The 14,048-nt window shown below is 64.6% G+C and carries 10 protein-coding genes; 4 read left to right on the top strand and 6 right to left on the bottom strand.

Annotated features, from left to right (window positions below; all coding sequences use genetic code 11):
- Positions 1–450 precede the first annotated feature (450 nt).
- Together putA and FJQ54_RS14720 are read right to left on the bottom strand one after the other, a co-directional pair.
- A complete protein-coding gene (gene putA, locus FJQ54_RS14725) occupies positions 451–3,561 on the bottom strand; it encodes a bifunctional proline dehydrogenase/L-glutamate gamma-semialdehyde dehydrogenase PutA (RefSeq protein WP_140929185.1) in 3,111 nt (1,036 codons plus the stop codon).
- 118 nt (positions 3,562–3,679) lie between these two features.
- Positions 3,680–5,077, bottom strand: coding sequence for an amino acid permease (locus tag FJQ54_RS14720; protein ID WP_140929184.1), 1,398 nt, complete (start codon positions 5,075–5,077; stop codon positions 3,680–3,682).
- A gap of 77 nt (positions 5,078–5,154) precedes the next feature.
- Between FJQ54_RS14720 and FJQ54_RS14715 the strand changes: the two genes are divergently transcribed.
- A complete protein-coding gene (locus FJQ54_RS14715) occupies positions 5,155–5,610 on the top strand; it encodes an Lrp/AsnC ligand binding domain-containing protein (protein WP_140929183.1) in 456 nt (151 codons plus the stop codon).
- 53 nt (positions 5,611–5,663) lie between these two features.
- Here FJQ54_RS14715 and FJQ54_RS14710 read toward each other — a convergent pair whose 3' ends face one another.
- The 4 genes from FJQ54_RS14710 to FJQ54_RS17865 form a co-directional block, all read right to left on the bottom strand.
- On the bottom strand, positions 5,664–7,253 hold the full coding sequence (locus FJQ54_RS14710; protein ID WP_235890486.1) for an amidohydrolase family protein: 1,590 nt from the start codon (positions 7,251–7,253) through the stop codon (positions 5,664–5,666).
- 102 nt (positions 7,254–7,355) lie between these two features.
- Positions 7,356–9,014, bottom strand: coding sequence for an amidohydrolase family protein (locus tag FJQ54_RS14705; RefSeq protein WP_235890478.1), 1,659 nt, complete (start codon positions 9,012–9,014; stop codon positions 7,356–7,358).
- A gap of 103 nt (positions 9,015–9,117) precedes the next feature.
- A complete protein-coding gene (locus FJQ54_RS14700) occupies positions 9,118–10,743 on the bottom strand; it encodes a TonB-dependent receptor (protein WP_235890477.1) in 1,626 nt (541 codons plus the stop codon).
- A complete protein-coding gene (locus tag FJQ54_RS17865) occupies positions 10,650–11,429 on the bottom strand; it encodes a TonB-dependent receptor plug domain-containing protein (protein ID WP_235890476.1) in 780 nt (259 codons plus the stop codon). The genes FJQ54_RS14700 and FJQ54_RS17865 overlap by 94 nt, the downstream gene beginning before the upstream one ends.
- Positions 11,430–12,012: 583 nt before the next feature.
- Between FJQ54_RS17865 and FJQ54_RS14695 the strand changes: the two genes are divergently transcribed.
- The 3 genes from FJQ54_RS14695 (at position 12,013) to FJQ54_RS14685 (ending at position 13,408) form a co-directional block, all read left to right on the top strand.
- Positions 12,013–12,501, top strand: a complete 489-nt coding sequence (locus FJQ54_RS14695) for a hypothetical protein (RefSeq protein ID WP_140929181.1) — start codon at positions 12,013–12,015, stop codon at positions 12,499–12,501.
- Positions 12,502–12,623: 122 nt separating this feature from the next.
- Entirely contained in the window at positions 12,624–12,884 is a 261-nt protein-coding gene (locus FJQ54_RS14690; protein WP_140929180.1) for a hypothetical protein, read from the top strand.
- Positions 12,885–12,895: 11 nt separating this feature from the next.
- Entirely contained in the window at positions 12,896–13,408 is a 513-nt protein-coding gene (locus FJQ54_RS14685; RefSeq protein WP_140929179.1) for a hypothetical protein, read from the top strand.
- Positions 13,409–14,048 lie beyond the last annotated feature (640 nt).

Genomic DNA, 14,048 nt, shown 5'->3' with positions numbered 1-14,048 from the left:
CCCCTTCACCCCGGCAGAGAGTTGTGCTCCCTGCACCCGCATTTGCAGGCTTGTCGGTGAGGTTGGGTTGAGGTGGGGATTTTTGCCTGCGGCGCTTTTGGGGTGTGTTCCACCGACCTCTCCCAACGTCACCCCGGACTTGATCCGGGGTCTGGTTGTTCTTCGACAACGTTGGAGCAGAAAAGCTGGACCCCGGATCAAGTCCGGGGTGACGATTGTGGTTAGGGGGCTGTTGGTGGATCTGGCCCGGCGGTGACACCCCCTCTCCATCTCTCCCCCTTGCAGGGGGAGAGAGCCTCGTGGCACCGCAGGCAATCGAATCTGATCACATCCACGGCGCTGGAGGTTCGGGCAAAACGCAAAGTTTGAGGGTGCAGGGAAATCATTTCCCTGCCGGGTTCCAAGGGCAGAGCCCTTGGCCGCCGGAGGCCCCCTTACATGAGGCCCATCTCACATGTTGAAGATCGAAGGATCGCCCCCCGTCGCTGCGATGTTCACGGTCAGTGTGCGCTCCACGGCGTAGCGGATCAGGGCTTGTGGGCCGCCTGCCTTGGGGCCGGTGCCGGAGAGGCCTTCGCCGCCGAAAGGTTGCACGCCGACGACGGCACCCGTCATGGAGCGGTTGACGTAGCAATTGCCTGCCGGGACGAGCGCGCGCACGCGTTCCACGAAGCGGTCTGTGCGGCTGTGGATGCCGAGCGTGAGGCCATAGCCGCGCGCGGCGAGGCGCTTGCCGATTTCGTCCAGCTCGCCCGCCTTGTAGCGGTAGATGTGCAGGATCGGGCCGAACACTTCGCGTTCGAGGTAGTCGGCGGTGGGGACTTCGGCGATGACGGGGCCGAAGAAGCTGCCTTGGGCGGCCAATGCCCCGGGATCGAGGCGGCCGAGGATGGTCGCGTCTTTGGCAAGACGTTTAAAGTGACTGTCCAACGCGGCGCGGGCTTCGGCGTCGATCACCGGGCCGACATCGGTGCGGGCGTCCGCCGGATCGCCCAGCACCAGCTCGTCCATCGCGCCCAGCAGGGTTTCGATCAGCATGTCGGCCGACTCTTCGGGCAGGTAGAGCAGCCGCAGCGCCGAGCAGCGCTGCCCCGCCGAGCCGAAGGCGGAGAGGAGGACATCGTCCACCACCTGCTCTTTCAGGGCGGAGGTGTCGACGAACATGGCGTTCAGCCCGCCGGTTTCGGCGATGAAGGGCAGGATTGGCCCCGGCCGGGCGGCGATGGAACGGTTGATCGCCCACGCCGTTTCGGTGCCGCCGGTGAATGCGACGCCATCGATCAGCGGGTGAGAGACGAGCGCTGCGCCCACGGTCGCGCCGTCTCCGGGCAGCAGCGCCAGCAGGCGCGGATCGAGGCCTGCCTTGTGGAAGGCGCGCACGGCTTCGGCTGCGACCAGCGGCGTCTGTTCGGCGGGCTTGGCCAGCACGGCGTTTCCGGCGGCCAGCGCGGCCGCGACTTGCCCGGTGAAGATGGCCAGCGGGAAGTTCCATGGTGAAATACAGGCGAAAGTGCCGCGCCCGGCGAGTGCCAGCGAATTGGTTTCGCCCACGGGGCCGGGCAGGGGCTTGGCGTCGCCGAACTGCCGCTCGGCGAGGCGGGCGTAATAGCGGCAGAAATCGGCCGCCTCGCGCACTTCGGCGACGCCATCCGTCAGCGTTTTGCCGCCTTCGCGGGAGAGTAGGGCAACAAGCCGATCCATGTCGGCTTCCAGCAGATCGGCGGTGCGGCGCAGGATTTCGGCGCGGGCCGGGCCACCGGCTTCGTCCCACGCGGGGAAGGCCTGTTTCGCGAGTTCGGCGGCGCGATCGATGTCGGCGTGGCTAGCGTTGTGCACCAGCCCGGCGAGGACGCTGCTGTCTGTGGGGCTGGCGACCGGCGTGGAAGGCGCGCTGGTGACAAGCTTGCCACCGATGATCGGCCCGGAGACCACCGGGTTCAGCGCGGTCAGCGCCTTGTCGGCCTGCTCCCGCGCGGACTTGATGCTGTAATCGCGGCCCAGCGGATTCAGCCGGTGCGGGCCGTAAAGGTCTCGAGGCGCGGGGATCTTCGGGTGGCGATCGGGCGCGGCTTCCACGGCCGTGATCGGGTCCGCCACGACCATGCCCGCGGGCACGCGTTCATCCAGCAGCGCGTGCACGAAGCTGGAGTTCGCGCCATTTTCCAGCAGCCGCCGCACCAGATAGGGCAGCAGTTCCTCATGGCTGCCGACGGGGGCATAGGCGCGCACCTTGCGGGCAAGGCCGCCCGCTTCATACAGGGCTTCACCCATGCCGTGCAGACGTTGGTGCTCTATGCGCACCTCCCGCCGCTCGGCCATATGCCGCACGGCGACCAGCGTGTGGGCGTTGTGCGTGGCGAACTGTGGATAGAGGTTGGGCGCGGCCGCGATCAGCGCTTCGGCTGCCACCAGATAGTTGAGATCGGTCGCGGGCTTGGTGGTGAACAGCGGATAATCCGGCCGCCCGTTCATCTGCGCCAGCTTGATCTCGGTATCCCAATAGGCCCCCTTCACCAGCCGCACCATCAGGCGACGGCCGCTGGAAACAGAGAGTGCCTTCAGCGCCGCGATCACATCGACGGCCCGCTTCTGATAGGCCTGCACCACCACACCAAGGCCGGTCCACGCACCCAGCGAGGGATCGCGCGCCAGCCGCTCGATCAGTTTCATGGAAAGGACGAGGCGGTCCGCCTCCTCGGCATCGATGGCGAGGTTCAGATTATGTTCGGCCCCCAGCCGGGCGAGCCGCAGCATGCGCGGATAGAGGGTTTCCCAGACGCGATCCTCCTGCACCGCCTGATAGCGGGGGCAGAGCGCGGAGAGTTTCACCGAGACGCCATGGCCGTCTTCCGGCGAAAGGTCGCGCCCGCGCGCCTTGCCCACCGCGACGATGGCGTCGGCATAGATGCGTTCGTAGCGTTCGGCATCGGCCTCTGTGCGGGCGCCTTCGCCCAGCATGTCGAACGAGCAGAGCGTCTTTTCCTTCTCGGCGCGCTTCAGCGCATCCTCGATGGTGCGGCCCATCACGAACTGCTCGCCCATGATGCGAACCGCCGTGCCGACGGCCTTGCGGACCACGGGCTGGCCCAGTTCGCCGGTGATGCGGCGCATCCAGCCGACGGGGTCTTTCTTGCCTTCCGGATCCACATCGACGAAGCGCTGCGTCAGCATCAGCCCCCAGGTGGAGGCGTTGACGAACAGGCTTTCGGACTGGCCGAGGTGCGCCTCCCAGTCTCCGGCCGAAATCTTCTCGGAAATCAGCAGGCTCTGTGTTTCCGCATCCGGAATGCGCAACAGCGCTTCGGCGAGGCACATCAGCGCCAGCCCTTCCTGCGTGCCCAGCGAGAATTGCTGCAGGAAGCTTTCGACAACGCCCTGCTTCTTGTTGGACTTGCGCGCTTCCTCGACCATTTCCGTGGCCCGCGCGACGATCTCCCGCCGCTCCCGGGGGGACAAGGGGCTGGAGGCCAGCAGATCGCGGACGACGCGCTGCTCGTCGGCATATTTGCCGTCATCGAGCAGATCCCAATTCAGGGGAGTTGGAACAGGGGAAGCAGGCATCAGAATCTCCGGCACAGAACATCCTGCATATAATGCGCAGTAAACCGAATGTCTTTGCGCATATTTTTTCAGAATTCGAATTCTATTCGGATATTTTGGCTAGAGCCGAAAAATTCCTCTATTTTGCGACTGTCCGGCGATGGCCGAACAGCAGGTAAATGCCCAAGCCGATCAGATTCCACATCAGGAAGTAAAGCTGGGTTGTGCCCGGCAAGCTGATGAAAAGATAGATGCAGCCCAGAATGGCGATCCCGCCCACCAGCGGCGCGGCCGGGGTGCGGAACAGCCGGTGCGCATCCGGCGCGCGGCGGCGCATGATCAGCATGCAGATGGCGACAGCCACGAAGGCGGCCAATGTGCCGGCATTGGCCAGAGCCGCGATTTCCGCGAGCGGGAAGGCGCCCGCGATCACCGCCACGATCACCGCAGTGAACAGGGTGATGCGCACAGGCGTGCCGCGCTTCGACACCTTCGCCATGCCGCGCGGCAGCAAGCCGTCGCGCGCCATGACGAAGAAGATGCGGCTTTGACCATAAAAAAAGGCGAGGATCACGGTGGGGAGCGCGATCACCGCCGAGCCGGCGAGATAGGTGGCAGCCCATGGCTTTTGCAGTTCGCGCAGGATGAGCGCGAGCGGTTCCGGGCTGTTGGCGAATGTCGTGAAGGGCAGGGCGCCCACGGCGACTGCGGCCACCGCCATGTAGATCAGGATGCAGGCGACCATGGAGCCGACGATGCCGCGCGGCAGGTTGCGGCCGGGATCCTTGGTTTCCTCGGCGGCGGTGGCGATCGCATCAAAGCCGTAAAAGGCGAAGAAGATGATGGCCGCGGCCGCCATCACGCCGCGTTCCACACCGTCTGCGCCCATGGTCTTACCGAAGCCGAAGGGCATGAAGGGGTGGAGATTCTGGCCGTTGAAAGCGGGCAGGGCGACTGCGACGAACACGATCAGCGCCACGATCTTCACCACCACGAGGATGGCGTTCAGATTGGCGCTTTCCCTGGTGCCCACCATCAGCAGCCCGGCAACCACGGCAATGATGAAAATAGCGGGCAGGTTGACGATTCCGCCCAGTTCCGGGGCCTGCATCAGCGACATCGGGATGCCGAATGTCGCTTCCAGCAAGGGCGCGGCATAGCCGGACCAGCCGACCGCCACGGCGCTGACGACAAGACTGTATTCCAGGATCAGGCTCCAGCCGATGATCCATGCGAACAGCTCGCCGATCACCACATAGCTGTAGGTATAGGCACTGCCCGAGGCCGGGATCATCACCGCCATTTCGGCGTAGCAGAGCGCGGCGCAGGCGCAGATCAGCCCGGCGATCACGAAGGAAAGGATGACGGACGGACCGGCCTTGTCTGCCCCCACGCCGATCAGCGTGAGGATGCCGGTGCCGACGATGGCCCCAACGCCCAGACCGACGAGATGCGGCCAGCTGAGTGTGGGTGTCAGGCGATGATGTTCGTGCAGATCATCGACCGAGCCGATGCTTTTCCGGCTGTTCCAGCTCATTCCGCTCTCCCCTTCGTCACAATAGGGCTTCCCCCGATATCCGTCCGCCTATACAGTCCTGACCCGGAGGATCTTCGATGCTTGATACGATTGACCGGAATATTCTTCGCACGCTGCAAGCAGACGGGCGCATCACTTATCAGGAACTGGCCGCCAATTCCGGCATTTCCCCTTCCGCCTGCTTCGATCGGCTGCGCAAGCTGAGAGAGCAGGGCTATGTGAAGGGAATCGTCGCCCTGCTGGACCCGACGCTCCTGAACCGCGCGCTGCTGGTATTCATCGAAGTGCATCTGGATCGCACCACCAACAATGTGTTCGAGCAGTTCGCTGACGCCATGAAGGGCATGCCCGAGATCATCGAATGCCATATGGTGGCCGGCGGGTTCGACTATCTGCTGAAGGTGCGGGTGGCCGACATGGCCGCCTATCGCCGCTTCCTCGGGGATTCGCTCACCACCATGCCGGGCGTGCGTGAAACCCGCACCTATGCGGTGCTGGAGGAAGTGAAGGCCAGCACGGCCATCCCGATCTGAGCCAGCCCGATCTGGCCGGGGCTTCCGGCCAGATCGCATCCCCCGCATCGGCATCAGGGCTGCGGTGCGTTCGGAATGGGCGCGCCGAGCCGGGCCCGCTCCGCCTTCACCATGGCTTCCACCTGCTTCAGCAGGATCGGCGCATCATAGATGATGCCATCCTTGATGGTGTAGCGAACGCCGCCCACACGCTCCAGCTTGCCCGTCTTGTCGTCGAGGCGGAGCGCCTTGGTGCCATAGAGCGTCTTCAGATTCTGCAGCGGGTTTTCCGTGGTGATCACCAGATCCGCCAGCATCCCCGGCCGCACCACGCCCATCGGCGCATTGCCACCCCGATGCTTGTAGAGATTGTCCGCGCCCCACATCGTAGCCGAGCGGATGATTTCCAACGGCGAGAACCCGGCTTCGCGCAGCAGTTCCAGTTCTTCCACATAGGCGAAACCGTAGGTTTTGAAGATGAAGCCGCTGTCGGTGCCCACCGTCACATGGCCGCCGATGTTCTTGTAATCATTCACGACCTGGAAGAAGCGGCCATAGAAGCGCTTCCATGCGAACTCATTTTCCGTCGACCAGTCGAAGAAATAGCTGCCGTGATTGTCCCGCGAGGACTGGAAGTAGTTCCACATCTGCGGGGTGGTATAGGTGCTGTGCCATTCCGCCGTGCGCGCCCGCATCAGGTCGCGGGAGGCGGCGTAGATGTTGAACGTCGGGTCGAACACCACGCCGGTTGCCTTCTGGGCTTCCAGATAATCCTTCCACTCGGGCGTGCCGGGTTCGTAAACCTGATTCCAGATCTCAGCAACCTCACCGAAGCGATGCTGTTCATTGTTGTAATCATAGTTCGGCGGGAATGACTGGATCGTGCGATCCTTCAGCAGCGATTCCATATGCCCATAGAAGTGGGTGATGGTGTCCAGCCCGGCGGCGGCGGCTTGCCGCGCGTTGAAGTTGGCGACCCCCATCTGCGACAGGTGGGCGGTGGTACCCATGCCGTTCTTGTGCGCTTCATCGATCAGTGCCTTGAACACCTCGGGCGTTTCATTCGGGGCGTTGAAGAATTTGATGCCATCCACACCGTTCTTCGCGGCCCATTGCACCCAGGCGCGCGCCTTTTCCGGCGTGTCCACCGTGCCGCCGGACCAGCCCGAACCGGGAGTCTGGTAGTTGAAGATGCGGGGCGCGGCGATCTCGTTGCGGGCCGAGCGGGCCTTTTCCGAAACGGCGTCTGCGTTCGCGGCCAGCGGCACGCCGCGCACGGTCGTCACGCCATGCGCCAGCCACAGCTTATAGGCATAGGAAGCATCGGGGGCCTTGTCCGGCCCGGGCAGGTGGACGTGCATGTCGGTGAAGCCGGGCATCACGAACATGCCGGTGCCGTCGATCTCGCGTTCAGCGTCGCCCGGCTCGCGGTTGGGTTTGGAGGGCAGGCCGGGCCATCCCGATTGCTTCACCGAGGTGATGCGGTTGCCCTCGATCACGATGTCGAAGCGGCTGCGCGGCGGCGCGCCGGTGCCGTCGATCAGGGTCACGTTGCGGATGACGAGCTTGCGGTAAGGCCCGGCGCTTTCCTCGGAGGTACGTGCCGGTGCCCCCTGCAGTTTCGGGAACATCTGCGCAGCGGCAGGTCCATTTGCCATCTGCATCGCCACCAGCGCACCGGCCAGCAAGGCTCCACGCCGCCACTTCGTCATCCGCATATGATCCCCTTCATTATATCGTTCACCGGTGCAGCAGGCCGGCCGCCCTCACATGGTACCGGCGCATGGCCGGCAGCGACCCAACAGGCGGCCGGCCTGCGCCGGCGGTTGTTCAGTCGCGCGGCACGCCCTGTTCAGGCCAGCCTCGCTTGCGCTTTTAGCTTTCACCTGTTCGGCCACGTCCGCCAGCAGTTTCTTGGCGTCGTAAACGATGCCGTCCTTCACGGTGTAGGAAACCCCGCCCACACGTTCCAGCTTCTGCGTCTGCTCGTTCAGGCGCAGCGTGCCCGTGCCATAGAGCGTCTTGAAGTTCTGCAGCGGGTTTTCCTTTACGATCACCAGATCGGCGAGCTTACCAACCCGGACCTGACCGATCGGCGGATCAGCCATGCCCTTGGTTTCATAAAGGGTCAGCGCCCCGTTCAGCGTCGCCGCCTGAATGACTTCGTGCGGATTGAACCCGGCTTCCTGCAGCAGTTCCAGTTCCTCGGGATAGCCGAAGCCATAGGTTTTGAAGATGAAGCCGCTGTCGGTGCCAACCGTCACCCGGCCGCCCATATTTTTGTAATCGTTGATCAGGCGGAAGAATTTCTGGTAGAAATTGCGCCATTGAACTTCGGTGCGCGTCGTCCAGTCAAAGAAATAGCTGCCGTGGTTCACCCGGCTGGACTGGAAGAATTCCCACAGCTGCGGCATCGTATAGGTATCGTGCCAATCCGCGTTGCGGGCGCGCATCAGATCCCGGCTGGCCAGATAGATGGTCATTGTGGGATCGAAGGTGACATTATGTTCCTTCTGGAACTTCAGATAATCCAGCCATTCGGTCGAACCCGGCTCGTAAATCTCGTTCCAGATATCCGCGACTTCACCAAAGCGATACTGCTCGTCGTTGAAGTTGTAAGTCGGGCTGACGGGCTGAATCTTGTAATTCTTCAGCAGCGATTCAAAATGCCCGTAATAGTGGGTGACAGTGCCAAGCCCCGCCTCGCCGGATTGCCGGGCGTTCATGCGCGGCACCCCGATCTGGCTGTGGTGCGTCACCGTGCCGATGCCCAGCTTTTTCGCTTCATCGAGCGCGGCCTTATAGGCTTCCGGCCCCTGATCCACGCCGATGCCGAACTTGATGCAATCCATCCCGGCCTTCGCCCCGAACCGCACCCATGCGCGCATCGCTTCCGGCGTGTCGGTCGGCTTCTTGCCCCAGCCCGCACCTTCGCCGGGGCGTGCGCAGGTAAAGATGCGCGGCGCGACGATCTCGTTGGCGGCCGAACGGCGCTGTTCCGACAGCGAGATGTCCATCGGCGCCAAGCCGACGCCGCGAACCGTCGTCACGCCATGGGCCAGCCACAGTTTATAGGCATAGCCCATGTTGGGGGCTTTATCGTCGCCCGAGGCATGGACGTGCATGTCGATGAAGCCCGGCATCACATACATGCCGGTCGCATCCAGTTCATAATCGAAGTTGCGCGGCTCGCGATCCGGCTTCAGCGGCAGGCCGGGGGTGCCAGCCTGCTTGATTTCCACGATCTTGTTGCGCTCGACAACGATATCCACCGGCCCGCGCGGCGGGGCGCCCGATCCGTCGATCAGGATGGCCCCGCGGATCACCATGCGGTTGAAAGGCCCCGCGCCCTCACCAGCCTGACGCGGCGGGGCAGGGACGTTGGTGGCCGCCAGAACGGGGGCCACCACAACAGACGCCAACACTGACGCGGCACATAGAAGTTTCGTTACACGCATCATCTTCACCTCCCAATGAAAGTCCTCTGGCCAACAAAAGTCAGCTGGAATGAGGGCAGGGGGGCAAGCGCTAGAAGCGCTTGCCCAGCGTCAGGCCGATGGTGCGCGGCGAAAGGCTTTGCACCGTGGTGAGGCCGCCCGTGTTGGAGCTGGAGCCGATGCTGTTGATCGCCACCACGTCGAACACATTGTTCACGAACAGGGCTGCGGACCACGCATTGTCCTGCCCTTGCAGGCCGATGCGGCCGTTCACCATCTGGTAGGGAGGGTTTTCCCGGCGATAGGTGTCGGTCGCAGACAGGGTCGAGTAGCTGTTGCCCACATGGGCAAAATCGACCCGGCCCAGGAAGTCCATCGTGTCGCCGACCGGCTTGATATATTCCAGCGACGCACCGGCGGTCCAACGCGGCACTGCGACAAGCCTGTCGCCCTTGCGGCCCGAAGCGACGACGATCTCGCTGACCTGATCTTCCGCCAGCTTGGCGTCGGTGAAGCCCAGATTGCCGTTGAAGCTGAGTTCCGGCGTGATCCGCACGGAAAGCTCGGCTTCTGCCCCATAGATGCGCGCGGAACCGACGTTGGAGATCAGCCCGAACACCGAACCGGTGCCGGAGGTGCGGGCAGAGACCTGCATGTCCGTCCAGTCGATCCGGTAACCGGCGAGGTTCAGGTAAACGCCGGGGGCCAGAGTCGTCTTGGCGCCGAGTTCATAGTTCCACAGGCTGTCCGAGCTGTATCCGGCCAGAGCGGCCGGAAGGCCGATCACCTGGTTCACGCCGCCGGGGCGGAAGCCCTGCGCGGCCTGAGCATAAAGCATCAGCCCGTCAGTCGCTTTCCACGATGCATTGAACTTATAGATGAAGCCGTTTTCCTTGCTCGTCGCTTCGGTGTAGGCGGTTGGCCGCGAGCTGTAGTGGATCTGCCCCACGTCGATGCGGCCGCCCACCGTCTTCTTGAAGTTGTAGTAACGCGTGCCAGCCGTCAGCGTCAGCTGATCGAACAGCTCATAGCTGAGTTCCGCGAACACAGCCGTCTGCCGAAGGTAATCGTTGATCGTCCGGTCATAACGGATGTTGTAGGGATCGTCCGGGCTGAGCAGCCAGCCGGTGTTCGGATCGGCCAGCAGCAGGGTAGAGCGCACCACCGTGTCGCGCTTTTCGTGGAACGCGCCGACCGTCCACTGGAACGGGCTGTCGTTCGTGGAGTTGAAGCGCAGTTCCGAAACCCAGTTCTTCACCGTCTGCGGCTGCCACAGGCTGGATGTCAGGATTTCACGCGTCGACGTCAGATAACCCGACAATTCTGTGGGCGTGCAGGCGCGGGCGTTGGCCAGAAGATAGCGCTGGCAACCGGCAGCCGTGTCGCGGCCGTTGAAGGTGTCGGACACGTCCGACACGGCGGTGCGCTTCCGATCAAACCAGGCGGTCATCGCCGTCATTGCGACGGGGCCGAAATCATATTTCAGCGTGCCGGAATAGACCTTGTTCTCGTCATAGTTGCCGGATTCCGAGCGGCCGTTCGTCACATAGGGAATGCCGACTTCCTGAATCCAGCGCGCGCTGTCCGTCTCCACCTTTTCATAGAAGGCGGCGAGGTCGATCGTCAGATCCTCAACCGGGGTCCAGCGCACCATCGCGCGGCCGCCATAGCTGTGGCCGTCGTTGATGTTGCGATAGCCATAATGGTTATTGTCCACATAGCGGCGAACTGGTTGAAGCTGCCGACAACGCGCACGGCGAGCTTGTCGCTCACGATCGGCACGTTCACCATCGAATCGATGGACATGCCGACATTGCCGCCCTTCACACTGGACATGGTGCTGGACACCTGCGCGGCGAACTGGGTGGAATCCGGCTTCTTGAAGATGATGCGCAGCGTGCCGCCCATTGAGCCTGAGCCGAACAGCGTGCCTTGCGGGCCGCGCAGCACTTCGGCGCGCTCCACGTCGAACAGGCGGAAATCGGGCGTGGTGCCGGCGGCATCAGACGAAGTCGAGACCGAACCGGAGACCGGCACTTCATCATAATAGACGCCCACCGTGGGCTCGCCAGACGACTGGATGCCCCGGATCAGCACGCGGCGCTGGCCGGGGCCGGAATCGACGATCCGCAGCGAAGGCGCGGTGCGCGTGAGATCGGTGAAGCTGGTGGAACCGCTGCGTTCCAGCACGGCACCGGTCGACACGGAGATCGCGATCGGCGTGTCTTGCAGGTTGGTGTCGCGACGCAGAGCCGTCACGATGATTTCATCCTCTGGCAGCGCAGCCGCCGTGCCCACCTGCGCCAAGGCGGCAGGGGAGGCGATAGTTGAGATCAGCGCCGTGCCACCAAGCAGCGCAAGGCTGCGGACCCGGCACAGATTACGTTGAAACCCCCTTTGCATCGTAGATTCTCCTGACCCTTTCGTTGAGTTCGGCAGGATGTTCTTTTTTTCCCTGCATCCGACGCGGTTTCTGCGGACGCTTCAGTCTAGACTTGGAATGGGGCGGGATTGTTTCGAAAGTTTGCGCCAATGTCAGAATATTTCGTCCAATTTTGGAAATTTGGAGAATATTTATCAGCGAACTTGCCCGGTTTTCCGGCGAATGCGGCGTTATCCCGCATGGAAAATCGCCGCATAAGGCGACAGGGCACAACTGGCGCAGCGCGGGAAAAATGACAGAGTCGTTAAGGAATCAACATGTTGCGCCGCACAATTTTCACAGACCTGCAGAGCGGCAATGCGCGAGATGCTCGTCAGGAGCACCAAAGCGAGCGGGAGATTCGTTGATTCGGCAAGTTTCGACCGAAGCGAGCGCGGTCGGAGCGGCGAAAGTCCAATAATGAATTAACATAATATAGATTATCGGACTATGTGCGCCCTTGTCACGAAACAGCGAAAGGAGCGCACAGTGGCTAGACGACCGAAAACCGCCCTCACCCCCGAGGGCCTTTCCGAACCAGAGGCACGCAGCCTGCGGGTTGCCATGGATCAGCGGACAATCACCTTGCAGGATGGCGAGCGGCGCGACGTGTGGCGCATCAACCACCTGCGGCGCGCGAGCCAGCACTACGGCCGAACATGGCTGATCGTGTTCGACGACGCGGCCGAGGCGGTTTCCCGCTGCCGCATGTCGGCCCCGACCGCTCGCGTGCTGCAATGGGCCATCGGCCACTTGGACGCGCGGCAGTATCGGTTCGTTAGCGCGCAGGCCGTGGGCGAGTTGCTTGAGATCGACCGCACGGCGATCAGCCGGGCGCTTGTCGAACTGGAGCGCCGGGGCATCATCCAGCGCAACGCGCGCGAAGCGCGGTTGAGCATCTGGCTTTGTTGGCGCGGCACAGCGCGCGCGTATCGGGACGAGCGCAAGTTGCGCGGGCCGGAGATCGCCAAAGCGGCCGACTGGCACGCGGCGAACCGCCGCGATGGCGTGTCAACTGACGTGCTTAAGCCTTGGCATTGGGGGGCAAAATGAGCAGAACCACAGATGCTTTCGCGCGGTGGATCAGGCCGTTTCAGGGGTGGACCAACGATAGGTCAGCACCACTGCCGCTTCCCCCCTCCCCTGCCCCTGACGGGCGCTGCGACCACTGCGATTTGGCCGAACAGGCCGCCGCAGAGTGGGCGGCCGGGTATCAGGACTGCGCCGACGAGGCGGCCACTCTGCGCGCAGAACTGCAAATTGCGGCCGATGCGTATCGGAAACTGGAGAGATCGCGCAACGCATGGCGCGCTTTGGCGCGCTCATGGGAACAGGAGTGCAAGCGGCTGGACCGGCTGGAGCCTCGCACGCGTGTGCGCGTGCATAATGCGCGCGCGACCCCCAGCGCGAAGCGCGCGCGTTGGTGGCAGCCGTGAGAAAGCGGCGCATGAGGCTTCGCCGGGCGCTTCAGCGCGAGCACCGGGCCACGGCGGCGCTGCGCAAGGCGAGGGCGCTGCCCTGCCCCACCGGCTTCTCCCACCTGCTGGAAGTGTTGCAGCGGGAGGAGGCGGTGCAGCAGGCCACGGCCGAGTATCAGGCGGCCACCATGGCGGCTCACCACCTGATCATGGCCGAGTGGCAGCGCAGCGAGGCGAGGAGGGCGCGGCGTGCGAACGCGCCTCCCCTGCCCTCCGCGCCAGCCGCCGGGGCGGCCGTGTCAAGCCCCGAAGCCCCGAAGGGGGCCGAAGGCGGGCTTGACGCGGCCGAGCCGGGGGCGAACCCTGCGAAAGGCGGACCCCGGCCGCATGGCAAGCAGGGGCGGCGCGGCCGCGCACCAAAGGGTGAGGGAGAGCGCAATGGCGATGAGCGTGGTGAGACCGCCGAGGGAACCGAGCAGCACGAGGCCGCCGCGCCCACCCTCTTCCCCGCGCCCACCACGATAGAGGGGGCCACAGCGTAGCGGAGAGGGGGGGCGAAGCCCCACCCCCGCGAAGCCTCGGGGGGGCTCGACGGGGCCACGCGCGCGGCGTGCGGGGGGCGCGCGACGGGGCCACGCGCACCCCGCCGCGCCGAACACGGGTGGCGCGAGCGCGAGCCGCGCCCGGGCGGCGGCGGCAGCCGCCCGGAGGCCGAAGGCCCAGCGGCGCGCGCGCAGCGCGGCGCGGTGGGGTGCCGGGGGTGGCGGCCCCCGGAGAGACGCGCAGGGGGGCCGGGCGGCCCCGGGAGCGAAGCGAACACGGGGGGCGACCGGGCGCGCCCCCCGGAGCGGCCCCGGGGGCCCGGCGCAGCGGAGCGAAGCGGAGCGGTGCGCGCCGGGCGGGCGTCAGCCCGCCGCCACGGGCGGCAAAAGACAGCCGGTAGCCCGGCGCGACCCTTGCAGCCGTGCAGCCGCCGTGCCAGCCGCCCTGGAGCGCAGCGAACAGGGGGCGGCTGGCGCGGCGGGTGCGGGGCGGCTGCAAGGGGCGTGACGGGGTGCCGACCGCAGACAGCGCAGCAGAACGGCGGCGGCAGCCGCCACCGGCCGGGACGGCCGGGGGGCCAGACGCGCGCTCCCACGCCGGGCCAGCAAGCGCCGTGACAACCCCCCGCCGCCCCAGCCG

The organism is Sandaracinobacter neustonicus, assembly GCF_006385875.1.
Lineage (GTDB): Bacteria > Pseudomonadota > Alphaproteobacteria > Sphingomonadales > Sphingomonadaceae > Sandaracinobacteroides > Sandaracinobacteroides neustonicus.
The sequence above is the reverse complement of the archived record's forward strand: the minus strand, read 5'-3'. Positions and strand labels throughout refer to the sequence as shown.

Excerpts from the sequence above, each read along its gene's own strand:
- FJQ54_RS14695 (WP_140929181.1), top strand. The coding sequence starts at position 12,013 with ATGGATCAGCGGACAATCACCTTGCAGGATGGCGAGCGGCGCGACGTG.
- FJQ54_RS14710 (WP_235890486.1), bottom strand. The coding sequence starts at position 7,253 with ATGCAGATGGCAAATGGACCTGCCGCTGCGCAGATGTTCCCGAAACTG.
- putA (WP_140929185.1), bottom strand. The coding sequence starts at position 3,561 with ATGCCTGCTTCCCCTGTTCCAACTCCCCTGAATTGGGATCTGCTCGAT.
- FJQ54_RS14685 (WP_140929179.1), top strand. The coding sequence starts at position 12,896 with ATGAGGCTTCGCCGGGCGCTTCAGCGCGAGCACCGGGCCACGGCGGCG.
- FJQ54_RS14715 (WP_140929183.1), top strand. The coding sequence starts at position 5,155 with ATGCTTGATACGATTGACCGGAATATTCTTCGCACGCTGCAAGCAGAC.
- FJQ54_RS14720 (WP_140929184.1), bottom strand. The coding sequence starts at position 5,077 with ATGAGCTGGAACAGCCGGAAAAGCATCGGCTCGGTCGATGATCTGCAC.
- FJQ54_RS17865 (WP_235890476.1), bottom strand. The coding sequence starts at position 11,429 with ATGCAAAGGGGGTTTCAACGTAATCTGTGCCGGGTCCGCAGCCTTGCG.